Annotated in this window: 9 protein-coding genes; 3 read left to right on the top strand and 6 right to left on the bottom strand. The window is 63.4% G+C overall.

The annotated features are described in order from the left end of the window. Positions 1-76: 76 nt before the first annotated feature. Positions 77-403 (bottom strand): GIY-YIG nuclease family protein, encoded by a 327-nt coding sequence (locus tag ACFLIM_RS49640; protein ID WP_393177826.1) that lies wholly within the window; start codon positions 401-403, stop codon positions 77-79. Between the two features lie 399 nt (positions 404-802). Between ACFLIM_RS49640 and ACFLIM_RS49635 the strand changes: the two genes are divergently transcribed. Further along, positions 803-1207, top strand: coding sequence for a hypothetical protein (locus tag ACFLIM_RS49635; protein WP_393177824.1), 405 nt, complete (start codon positions 803-805; stop codon positions 1205-1207). Positions 1208-1221: 14 nt separating this feature from the next. Here ACFLIM_RS49635 and ACFLIM_RS49630 read toward each other — a convergent pair whose 3' ends face one another. Together ACFLIM_RS49630 and ACFLIM_RS49625 are read right to left on the bottom strand one after the other, a co-directional pair. Further along, a complete protein-coding gene (locus ACFLIM_RS49630; RefSeq protein ID WP_393177822.1) occupies positions 1222-1512 on the bottom strand; it encodes a hypothetical protein in 291 nt (96 codons plus the stop codon). Between the two features lie 2 nt (positions 1513-1514). Beyond that, a complete protein-coding gene (locus ACFLIM_RS49625; RefSeq protein WP_393177821.1) occupies positions 1515-3293 on the bottom strand; it encodes a hypothetical protein in 1779 nt (592 codons plus the stop codon). Positions 3294-3869: 576 nt separating this feature from the next. Between ACFLIM_RS49625 and ACFLIM_RS49620 the strand changes: the two genes are divergently transcribed. Further along, positions 3870-7268 (top strand): ADP-ribosylglycohydrolase family protein, encoded by a 3399-nt coding sequence (locus ACFLIM_RS49620; RefSeq protein WP_393177819.1) that lies wholly within the window; start codon positions 3870-3872, stop codon positions 7266-7268. Continuing rightward, positions 7261-8076 carry a carbohydrate kinase family protein gene (locus ACFLIM_RS49615; RefSeq protein WP_393177817.1) on the top strand — a complete coding sequence of 272 codons (816 nt, stop codon included), beginning with the start codon at positions 7261-7263 and terminating at the stop codon, positions 8074-8076. Before ACFLIM_RS49620 ends, ACFLIM_RS49615 begins: the two co-directional genes overlap by 8 nt. A gap of 856 nt (positions 8077-8932) precedes the next feature. Here ACFLIM_RS49615 and ACFLIM_RS49610 read toward each other — a convergent pair. From ACFLIM_RS49610 to ACFLIM_RS49600, 3 genes are read right to left on the bottom strand one after another with little or no spacing between them, the layout of a single operon-like run. Further along, a complete protein-coding gene (locus ACFLIM_RS49610) occupies positions 8933-10297 on the bottom strand; it encodes a tyrosine-type recombinase/integrase (protein ID WP_393177815.1) in 1365 nt (454 codons plus the stop codon). After that, positions 10294-10485, bottom strand: a complete 192-nt coding sequence (locus ACFLIM_RS49605; RefSeq protein WP_393177813.1) for a helix-turn-helix transcriptional regulator — start codon at positions 10483-10485, stop codon at positions 10294-10296. Before ACFLIM_RS49605 ends, ACFLIM_RS49610 begins: the two co-directional genes overlap by 4 nt. Further along, positions 10482-11249 (bottom strand): replication initiator, encoded by a 768-nt coding sequence (locus tag ACFLIM_RS49600; protein ID WP_393177828.1) that lies wholly within the window; start codon positions 11247-11249, stop codon positions 10482-10484. Before ACFLIM_RS49600 ends, ACFLIM_RS49605 begins: the two co-directional genes overlap by 4 nt. Positions 11250-11383: the final 134 nt, after the last annotated feature.

Genomic DNA, 11383 nt, shown 5'->3' with positions numbered 1-11383 from the left:
GCGAGCCATCGACGATCTCGCTCACCGTGGCGGGATCGCCGCCTGACCAGCGACTCCGCCCAACATCAGCCCAACATCACCAAACTTGACTCGATCTTCCCGGCTTCGCCGAATCAAGCCGGGCTAGCAGGCAACCAAGGGTGAGCCTCAGGGTGGAGCCCTCGGCGTTGCCCCGGAAGTGATAGCGCACCCTGCTCCGAAGATTCTGCTTGCTGGCCCGGTTTGCCATGCGGCGAGGGGCGATCCCCACATAGAGGAGGCGGTCAGCGGGCAGACTCGGATGCGGAGGCTGGGCGAAATACCACCCGTAGATGCCTGCAGCGGCCGGCACTGGACTTGGGCGAGTGAGGACTTCGGTCGCTTTCCACAGCTTGACCGGCTCCAGCAGCTCAGCAGTGTTCATCCTCGGCCCCAATCTGGTTGGTACAGGAAGGCTAGAGCACGCCACCGACAACAAAGATCAGGATGCTACCGCTATGGATCCGCGGGCGCCGTGCAGCAACGCCTTCGCCCCTTTGCGATCACTTCTTGAGTAGCGCGAGATCTCGCTGACGAACTGCACGGCCTTCCCACATGATCAACTGCGACCAGCCCAGCTCCGCGTAGGGCCGGGGTCCCACACGAATAGATGTCGTAGGAGAAGGCGCTCGCAGTACTTAGCAGGCATACAAGGTGTACGTGAGAGTAAGGGTTAGGTAGTGTCCCGAGCGTGCGCCCATACATTCGCTGGCTTTCTCTCGCGGCAGCACTCGTCTCTCTCACAGTAGTGACAGGTTGCTCAGGGGACTCCGACAAGCCCAGCTTGGAGGAGGCCACGAAACAGCTCATCGCGGACGGCAACAAGCTCATGGCCTCTCGCGAAGTAGCCACATCCGGAAAAGTGGTAGCGACAGAACGAGCAGACAAAGATACCGAATCAGGCTGCGCGCCTGGTCAGGTGCAACGCTTCTTTCGTGCTCAGGGGGATCTCTCCGGCCCACCTGACGTACACATGCCGTACAACTCCGCCGGCCTGATGCAGAGCGCGCTGGAGTTCATGGGCTACGACTCGGTTGTGAACGACCGAGATCTTCGCGATGAAAACTTGGGAGTCTCCGTCGTGCACAACTCTAAGACGGGACTGACCTTCACTCTGACGGTGCGCAACGGCCAGAAACCCAACATCATGATCGTCGGCAAAACCAGTTGCTACGCCCGTGACCGCTGACTCGCCGTGCTCAGCTAGGTCATCTGGGCCGCCTCCTTGCGCAAGAGATCGGCCTGTTTCCGTAGACGGTCGGCAGTAGATACGCAACCCTCGCGGAGGAGTTCGATCTCACGACCCAACTGCGCAGCCTGAGTATTGAACCGACTTGCAGCAGGCCCCTTCCAGAACGTATCAACACTCTGAGGGTTCGCCAGAGTGCCGACGAACACTTCCTCCAGATCCTTTGCGAATCGGGTGAGCGTGGCGGCAAGCAGCTCCTTGTCAGCGGCCTGCCGTAGAATCTGACCCGGGTCGGGAAAAGACACGCTTAGCCTCCCCGCCTCTCCAGCGCTTTGACCAGAGCCTTGTAGAGCCTCCCCTGGAACGCTTTGTCAACCTGGTCCTGATCCTCATCCGTCAACGGCTTCTGCTTGTGCTGTGCCAACGATTCGGTCACCCAACGGTTCTGTATGTCTACGATCTTCGTGGCGACCTTATCTGCAGTATCGGGTGTCTTCCCGTCGAAATAGTCTGTGATCACCGTTTTCAGTTTGTCTTTGAAGTCATCCTGTACCCGATCTCGAGCAGTCGCGGTTGAAGGATTATTGATTGGCCAATACTTGTTGGAGAGCCAATCGACGGGCAGCAACATGACGCCTGCTAGCCAATCTGCGTACTCGTCATCACTCCACTCCGCATGAGCGGATCCGTCCAATAGTAGATTCGCTGCCCCGCTCGACAAGGCGCTATGAGTAACGAATTTGGCACGTATCTGATCGTCACTGTCAAAGGGGTGAAATCGGCCGATATCCATCTTCACTGTGTAGTCATGCCAGGCTTTTAATAATGTATTGGCCGCGACCTTGTCTTGCATCAGAGAGCCAAAGAACCGTGCCGCCACGTCGGTGCCAAGCTTGTCCCACGGCGGGTCCGGGTAAAGCTTTTTCAGACTGGGCGAGGACTCTTTTGCCTGTACGCGCGCAAACTTGTCGAGATAGGGCACTACGTTTTTGGCCAGCACTTGGGTGACTGGTGAGCCCTCGAACTTACGACCCACAACCCTTTGGATCCATTGGCCACCTAGCCAGGGGGTACCCTCGGCGCCTACGCCATTAATGATGTTGAGCCAGGCCCGTTCCCGTACGCGATCATCCCCCGCGCCTGGCCTCAGAGCCTTATCCAGAACGCCCGCCAACCGCTCCTCAAAGCCCGGAAGGCCGGTCTGCATGACCCGTGTTGGGTGCAGTAACCAGCCCGCAGCGTCCTTGTTCTCGGCCAGCAGCGATTGCAGCGCCTCCGGGTTGACGCCATATGCCTCCACCAGCGCATCGAGGTTCCAGTTCGGACTTGTCGACCCATCTGCGGCGAGCGATCGGCTCAGTACACGACGTGCCACCTGGTTAAGAAGAGTGCTCGAAGCTTTGGACATCGTTACAAGCGCCGTCAGCACGCCAGGATCGGTCGTATCTATGAACTTTTGCCAGTCCGCACCCAACCGTCCGGCACGTTCAGCGTTGGCGTATGCCTCAGCCAACGGACCCAAACTCTCACGGCCCTCCTGACGGACAGAGGGCGGAAGTCCCTTGTCCATGGCTGTGGGGCCCTTGTCTTTCATCCACTGCATGAACAGCGCGCGGAATCTGTCCGGCCCGATAGCAGCCAGCAAGGAAGCTGCATAGGCGGGATCTTCCAACTTGTCTTTCGTCGCCGCTACGGCGTCCGTCACCTTGCGCCAACTTTTCACCGAGTTCTCGACGTCATGCTCCTTGAGCGCCGCGGTGATGGGGGCTGCATCGGCTTTTCCCTGTCGGGCAGCTTCCGCTTCGTTGTTGAACGTGAAGAACACACTCAACAGACCGTTCCCTGAGCCTGGGACCATCTGCTTGAGCGTATCCGTCCGCCATTTAAGATCCCGCTGGCTGTCATCGAAGAACGCCCAGGACCGATGCATGGCGGCCACTCCCTGCGGACCAGTCCAAGATGCGCCAGCCTCGGCGATAGCCGCCTCAAGCCCCGGCCGCGTCTGGCCCAGGACGTTCTTGCCGATGGTCATCTGGTGCATCAGCCGTTCTGCCCCGCCGGGGTCGATCCCAACGAACTCCCCCATGGACTCTCCCCGAGGGTGTGGGTTACAAGGCAGGAGTCAAGCACACCAGCCAATCCCGGTAAATGCCCCACGCACCTCTATAAACAACCGGAATTACTCTCTCGAAGTAACTAGGCGCCCCAAAATGGGCAAAGCTGCCCATGAGGGTGCAATGCTGGCTAAACTTCCATGCCTTCGATTCGCTGACGCGGGACACGGTCGGCCGTGACACCAGCCGAGTGCTCGAACGTGATCAACACGGTCAACGCAGTGCTGCAAGACTGCCTCGTCAACCTGATGCGTACAGCGAGCACTTAAACGTTCTCTGCTCGGCGTCGGGGCAATCGATCCAGCTTGATTGGGGGCTGACGTTGGCCAAGGTGCCCCGTTGCTGTACCTCCTCCGCGGACGAGGTGGAAGTGAACAACACCTCGGTGTAGAACCGATTGCGAGGGCCGGGGCGAGGGCGCTCCACTACATGAGCTTGGACCACGGCAAGTCATCGCAATTCTCGTCTTCATTGGGGAACCACATGCAATTTGCACCCATGCAGAGCTGACTGTGCCGATCTTTGAGGAGGGCCCAGCCAGGTCCGTAGTGGCTCCTGACCGCTCGCTCGATCTATTCGCGAACCGCTTCGAGCTGACCCGGCACGTTGTCTCGCTCATCAACGAGGACCCGCCCGCGGAGCGGATCCTCTACCTGCACGGGCTGGGCGGCAATGGCAAGTCGTTGCTGTTGCGGCACCTGGAGCAGCGTTGCTGCCTGCATACAGACCAGTGGGCAGCCGTTCGCAACGCCTCTGACGCCGAGTTGCTGGTGCGATTGGCCGAGCATGGTGAGCAGGTGCCGGTGGCCAGGATCGACTTCGGAGCGCGGCCGGCGGGTGAGAACCGCCCGCAGGAGGCGTTCTCGGCGTTGTTCATGCTGAAACGGCAGCTGGCCCGGTCCGGGATCGCGACTCCCCGGTTCGACTTCGCGGCGATCACCTACCTTCACAAGCTCGGCTTCGACATTGCGCATCGGGTGCCCGAGCTGTTCCCGCGGGGAGAGGCCGGCATCGCGTTGGACATCGCCGATGCCGTCATGACGCTGCCGGTTCTGCGTGTGGGGCAGCAGCTGTTCCAGGTGGTCAACTCCCGGATGGACAAGGTCTTCACCCGGAGGCGGATGCAGCGCCGTGTCCCGCAGGTGGATGCCGAGCAGATACTCTCTCTGGTGCCCGAACCGGATCTACTGCACGAGTTGCCCCGCCTGTTCGCCAAGGATCTGAACGACGCCGCCGCCGAGCACGCGCGGATCGTATTGCTCTTCGACACCCACGAGGCCTTCTTCGGTGAAGCCATCGGCGATGCGGACAGCTTGATCCATGCTGACAAGCTGATGCGTGACGAGTGGCTGCGCTGTCTCCTGGGCCACCTTGATCTGGGAGCGGGGATCGTCGCCATCCTGGCGGGCCGTACCCGTCCGCCGTGGTCGGCTGCTCCCGTCTTCCCCATTCCCGGGCGCTATCTCGACCTCCGGCTGGTCGGCCATCTTACGAACGCCGACGCGCGCCAATATCTGAGCCTGGCCGGCGTCACCGATCCGTCCATGCGCGAGGCACTGGTGGAGTACGCCTCCACCGCACGTGACGAAGTGCACCCGTACTTCCTGGGCTTGTGCGCGGATGTCGCTCTTGCCGCTGGGTCGCGCCTGAACCCTTCGGACTTCACGACCCTCGTGGATAAGGAACGCGACCTGGCACATCGGTTGCTGCAATGGACGCCTGCCGAGGCTGAGTACGGAATCCTGGCGGTCAGTGCGTGCCGGGCCTTCACCGCCAAGACCTTCCGCCATCTGGGCCAGGTGCTGGACTTTCCCAGTGATCGCAGCGCGTTCAGCAAACTGACGGCTTTCTCCTTCATCGCCCCATTGCGTGGCGGCACGGCCAGTGGATCCGGCGCGTACACCATGCACAACATCCTGCGCCGATCACTCCAGAACGTCCGCCCGGCGGAGGTACGCAGAGCTCATGAGGTGCTGGCCCGGCACTACGGCGAGCGCGAAGAGTTCACCGCCGAGTTGGAGGCGGCCTATCACCTGAGCCATCTCGACCCTGCGCAAGGCGTGGCGGCCTGGGTAGCGCTGATGGACCGCGGTCTCGCCACTGGCCGCTTCGATCAGTGCCGTGCCCTCGCGGGCCTGCTCAGCGAACTGCGTATCGACCGCGATGAGGACAGGGGCCGTTGCCTGTACCGGGTAGCCCGCGCCTACCTCGGTCTGGGCCGCTGGAACCAAGCCGAGGCCCTGCTGAACGGGCTACCTCAAAGGTCGGCTCATGCCGAACTCGTACGCGCCGAGGTGGCCTTCTGCAGAGGTGACTTCGAACGGGCCGAACGTCTGGCCCAGGCGGCACTTGCCCTCTCCGAGGGGGACGCCCGGGAGGGGTTCCTGTTCCGGTTGGCCGAGATCGAGCTGTACCAAGGACGCTTCCGCGACGGACGCCGGCACGCCACCGAAGGCATGGACACCACAGCCGACCAGGCACCGTGGCTCAAACTTCTGGGTGAGATCGAATACTTCTCCGGCAACGTCGAACGTGCTGACACGCTCATCAACCAGGCACTGCAGGAAGTCGGGGCCCGTCCCACCCATCTGCGAGATCAAGCACTGTACGCCGGTCTGTTGCAGGATGCCGCTCTGGTCGCCGAGGCCACGGGCACTTGGCAGATCGCGCTGGACAGTCAGAACAAGGCGCTGGCGATCCGCAAAGCGTCCGAAGACGCCCGCGGAATCGCCCAGTCCCTCCACGGGCTGGGCAAGGCCCAATGCGGGCTCGGTCTGCTGAAAGAGGCCGCCCACACCCTCGCCGAAGCGGGCCGCATGGCCCGAGATCTCGGCGACGGCCTGCTAGCGGCGAAGGTCACGCACAGCGAAGCCGACGTCCGCCGGGCCAACGGCGACCACTCAGGCGCACGGCGACTGACGCAGCAGGCACTGACCGAGTTCGAGCGTCACGGCACCCCTTACGATGTGGCCTCCGCCTGCCTCTCGCTTGCGCGTCTTACACAGGGTCGCGAGCGTGTCCGCTACGCCGACCGCGGACGGTGCGCCGTTGCTCAGGGTGGGTTCGGCGTCCTGAATCAGTTGTTCCCCGACCAGGCCATCCCCTCCTCAGAGCGAATACTCAACGGGCTCACCGGCTTCTGCTGTGGTGACGCACTCGGCGTGCCGTGGGAGGGGAAGCCTCCTCAGGACATCGCTCTCACGGACACACTGACCGCACGCGGGCAATGGCCGACCGGCAGTACCTCGGACGACACCGAACAACTCATCCTGCTCGCCGAAGATCTGATCAACACCGGTGGCTCAGAACGTACCTTCCTCACCGCCCTCGCCAGGGCACTGCCCACCATGCGCGGCGCCGGCCCGACCACTCGACGGGCGGTAGCGCGTTTCGAGGCGACCGGATCCCTTGTGGCAGATGGTGGGGCAACCAACGGCGCGATGATGCGCGTACTGCCCGTCGGCTGGGTCCTGCCGGCTACCGATGCCGCACGTCGCCGCGAGCTGGTCGAGCGGATGACCAAGACCACTCACGCTGATCCGAGAGCCATCGCCACCGCCTGCGCGGTCGCCGCCATGGGATCTTGGGCACTCGAGACCTGTACTGCCGAGGACCTGATCACCATCGCCAGAGAGGAACTCGATCACTTCGGCATTCCCGACGCCGAAGGATGGGAACTCAGTCCGAGCGGAGTATCACTGGACGTCATGGACACGTTGGGAGCGATCTTGCACGTGCTCGGCCTCCACGAGGAACCGGTCAGCGCTATGCGGTACGCGGTCAGTCTTGGCGGGGACACTGACACCGTGGCTGCAATCGTCGGAGGCATCCTGAGCTGCCGCCAAGACACGGTGGACATCCCCTGGGCACCGCAAGTCGCGCTCCCCGGGGCGTTGGACGCGCTTGCGCAAGGGCTACGAGCTACGCGACAGGCCATGTATGCCTGACTTCTGGATCATCGGCCCCATCGCCTGGGACTTCGCTCTATACGTCGACCGTCTCCCCGCGAGCGGCCACTTCGTCCAAGCCACCGAAAGCGCCGAGCGCCCCGGAGGAACCGGCGCGAATGTCGCCACAGCGTTGAGCCAGGCCGGCGGTCGCGTGCACATGGTGGGCTACGTGGGATCGGATACCGCCGGCCAGAGCATGATGAAGGCGCTGACCGCGGCTGGCGTAGATGTCGATCACGTGCAGGTCCTACACGGCCGCACGTCCTCCGTCGTTCTGCTCATCGAACCCAACGGCGAGCGCACCATCGTCGGCATCCATCCTGATCTGCTGCACAACATCACAATTCCCGTTGCTGCGGTGGCTCCGGGTGACATCATCTACTTCGCCGCCTGGCGCGATGTCTTCGCCCCCGCCGCCCAAGCCATGGCCGCCGCGGGAGCACTGGTTACGAGCGTCCCGCCGGGCACGATCCCCGCCATGCGGTACCTGATTGGTTCTCGTAATGACTTCACCGTCATCCCCGAGAAGACCACCGCCATCGTGACCGAGGGCGCCAACGGCGTCACTGTGTATTCGGCAGGCCGCACCGATCATTTTCCAGCCATCCCCACAGATGTAGTGGACGCAACCGGTGCCGGTGATGCCTTCGCCGCCGGCGTGCTCTGGGAGATCAGCAGAGGAAGACCGCTAGTCGAGGGCGTACAGCTCGGACTTGCCTGGGCCGCTACCACTGTCCGAGTGAAATCGTCCATGCCCACCGAAGCACCGGCAAACCAACCAGGGATCAAAAAGCAGAAGCCATAAGGCTTGCCCCGCACGGCCCGCTCACCCCTGAAGGTCCGGCCTGACTGTGAGATCTTCATCCATACAATAGGTGGCACGCCTGGTTGCGGATGCGGAATTCAGGGCGGGAAGGCGGGAAGAGTTCATCGCATTTCGCGCCGATCAACGACCCTGACCGTTTCCTGGTGTCGCCTTTCGGGGCAGTCTGCGTGGCCGCTGTTGTACGGCTGGGAGATGTCGCGGTCCTCATTGGTCGCGGTTCCACGCCGCCACGGTCACGCTGGGACGGCGTGGAACGGATATTCGCTCGTTCCCGCCTTCTGGACGATGAGATTGTCTTGGTCTTCGCCTGCTTAGGGCTCGGGCTGGACTTCGCCGAAGGGCGCCCGCTGAGCGTCACCGAAGGCGTCGGCGTTGAGGCGACCGGAAGCGGTTGCCCAGCTACACCGGTAAGCGGTGTGGACCTCGGGGTGGAATCCAGGCCGGACGAGCTGAGCGGACTCCAGGTGTTCGACCAGGCGGCGAAGACCGCGCCGACCAAGAGGCCAGCCACGAGCAGTGGCCTGGTAGCGCTGGCCCAACTCCACAATGAAGGCCTCTGCGGTGGAGTTGGCGCCGAGTACCTACGCCAGCCGAAGGAATCCGAGTCGTCGAGCCCGGTCCGGGGACGGATCGGCAGACCGTACGGTGGTCGCCTCAGTCGGCCGGATGACGAGGCAGAGGGATCGTGATCATTGTGCATGGGCCTCCTATCTCACTGCTCGTTCATGTAAGGGTGACGCAGCGTGCCATCCACGGAGTGGAGCGACGCGGTATGTCGAGCAGCACAACGTGAAATGGCCCCGGAAGACCGGGGCCGAAGATGGATGAACCTGGACTACTCGTCCAAGGCATCGTTGATCTTGTTATTGATCTGCTCTTGTTGGCCGTCCATGCACTTGGCGTAGACCCGCAGCAGGACATCCACGCTGTGCCCGGCGCGCTTGGCGACTTCGACTGCCGGGACGCCAGCGTTCAGCCAGAGCGAAACCGCCGCGTGGCGGAGGTCGTACGGGCGAGCAGCGAGCGAAGAGGCGATCTGTTCCGGGGTGAGCGCGAGTTTGCGGGCTTCCTGCCAGACGTAGGAGTGCGCCGAGCTGGAGTACGAGCCGCCCGTCCCCGTGGCGAAAATCCTGCCGTCGTTGGTGGTGCCGTACGTGGCGATGTGCTCGCGGAGCATGGCGACCAGGATGGGCGGGATCGGAATCTCTCGTGTCTCCTTGTCCGCGCGGTGTTTCAGGCTGCGCGACTCGTGGGTCTCGCCGGAGTTGGTCCAGCGCTTCGTTCCCTGGGGTCGCGCCTTCTCCAAGACGATCAGCCCCCAGCCTGTCTCGGGCAACGTGCAGTTCCTCAGCCGCAAGTCGGCCGCCTCCTCAGGTCGGAGGGCGGCGAAGTAGATGCAGGCGAACAGCGCTTGGAGCCGGGCACCGCGCTTGCGGCCCACCTTGGGCACGGCGTCGAGGAGATGTCGTGCTTGTGCCGGGTTGACCACCGTGCGGGGATCGACGACTGTTACGGCCTTCGGCACCGTCCATTTGATCTCGTCCAGCGGGTTGTTGCTGAACATCTTCTGCTCTACGGCGTGCTCCAGCAGGTGATGCAGTATGGCGCGCTTGCGCCGTACCGTGTTCGCTCCCGCTGGAGTACCGGCGAAGGTGACCGAGATGGCGTCGAGAGCCGTACGGAGGACGTGGGCCTCTCCCAAGGCTGCCAGTGGGAGAGACGCCCTTTCCAGCCAGCCCAGGGCTGCTGCTTGGGCCGAGGTCAGGTCGGCCCGCCGCTTCTCCGGCAGCAGCGCGTGAACTCTGAGCACCTCCCGCAGGTCCCCAGCCGAGGGACGGCGCGGCGCGTCGGCCACCAAGGCTGGGATCAACGAGAGGAGCGCGTACGCATCCGTCTCTCGGGTCCGCGCCGCGGACATGCTCCAACGGCGGAGAACGTACGCCTGAGCGAACTCCAGGAACGACGGCCCGCAGGATTCGGGCGCCAGCATCGACACCGGCAGCCCCGTGGCGACGTCGAACTCCTCCCCCGCTTTGGCCGCCTGTCGAAGGTCCGACATAAAGGCATTGGCCAGTCCCTTGGTCCGGAAACTCTTGGACCTCTCCTTGCCTGCAACCCGCCAGCGGGCGACATAAGCCAGTGTGCCGCGGTTGGAGCGCGGCTGGATCTGGCTGAACTTCACGTCGTAGGTGGTGTTCACGCGGCCTCCCGTCGAGAGTTGAGCCAGGAGATGAGGTCGCTCCGCCAGACGCGGAGTTCGAGGTTGGGCAGTTGAACGCAGACCGGCGCGCGGCCGAGCTCGCGCCAGCGGTAGAAGGTGCGGCGGGAGACTCCGCCGAGTTCGGCAAGGACCTGGGGAACAGTCAGCAACTCGTCACTTCTGCTCATCGAGGATCACCGCCGATCCTTGGGAGGCGGACGCCGGTGATGGCCGCGGCGAGGAACTGTTCGCCTATGGAGAGCCCTTGTCCGGCGTACTGCCAGTGGGCGACAACGAGGACGGTGTCCTCCTCGAACAAAGGCAGCCGTCCGGTAGAGATCTCTTCGGCGTGCACGTGTTCTTCGCGGGCGGCGCGCAGGGCGCCGAGGGTGGTGGAGTAGTGCCGACTCTTGGTGGAGAAGTGACCGCGGAAGCCGAGCATGTGGGCCCAGTGGGTGAGCCGGAGTTCGGCCAGGCCGGGGTGGCCGCCCAGGCGCATGCAGGCGGCGATCAACTGGCGGGCATGCTCGCGTACGGGGAGAGCGCTCAAGTCGTCGAGGGGTTGAATGCGCCGGTCCAGAGTGCCGACGCATTCAGCTGCCTTCGTGGCGTACTTGGCGATGTAGGCGGCCACGGCCTGGTCCGTGAGATCCCCATCCATGGTGATACGGCGGCTGTCGAGTTGGGTCCCCCACCGGAACGCGCGGCGCAGTGGCTTGACCTCTGCTGTCACCGCGGCGGCTGCGTGTTGGACGGCTTGGTCGAGCGCGTCAGCCGTCGCCCATGCTGGAGGCGGTGTGTCCGGGCCGTCCGGTCCGTCGAGGCGGATGACGGCGTGGAAGTGGACGACGCCGCGGCGTTGATATTCGGCGACTTTGGCGAAGGCGATGCTCACGTGCTCGCGCAGTGCCTTGACGGTCAGGCCGTTGAGCCTGGCGAAGCGGCGGCGCAGGGCGAGCGGGTGTTAGACGTCATTCGTTCTGACCATGGATCGAGTCTTCAGCGTCACTGTGGCTGAGGACGTTCATCGATCATGAGGTTCTTGTTGCTGTCCTTGGTGCGCGACGACACCGTGAGTATGTCCAC

Origin of the sequence: Nonomuraea marmarensis (genome assembly GCF_043197025.1) — a bacterium.
Lineage (GTDB): Bacteria > Actinomycetota > Actinomycetes > Streptosporangiales > Streptosporangiaceae > Nonomuraea > Nonomuraea marmarensis.
Note: the sequence above shows the minus strand (reverse complement) of the source record. Positions and strands in the feature narration are given on the sequence as shown.

Excerpts from the sequence above, each read along its gene's own strand:
- ACFLIM_RS49640 (WP_393177826.1), bottom strand. The coding sequence starts at position 403 with ATGAACACTGCTGAGCTGCTGGAGCCGGTCAAGCTGTGGAAAGCGACC.
- ACFLIM_RS49625 (WP_393177821.1), bottom strand. The coding sequence starts at position 3,293 with ATGGGGGAGTTCGTTGGGATCGACCCCGGCGGGGCAGAACGGCTGATG.
- ACFLIM_RS49615 (WP_393177817.1), top strand. The coding sequence starts at position 7,261 with ATGCCTGACTTCTGGATCATCGGCCCCATCGCCTGGGACTTCGCTCTA.
- ACFLIM_RS49605 (WP_393177813.1), bottom strand. The coding sequence starts at position 10,485 with ATGAGCAGAAGTGACGAGTTGCTGACTGTTCCCCAGGTCCTTGCCGAA.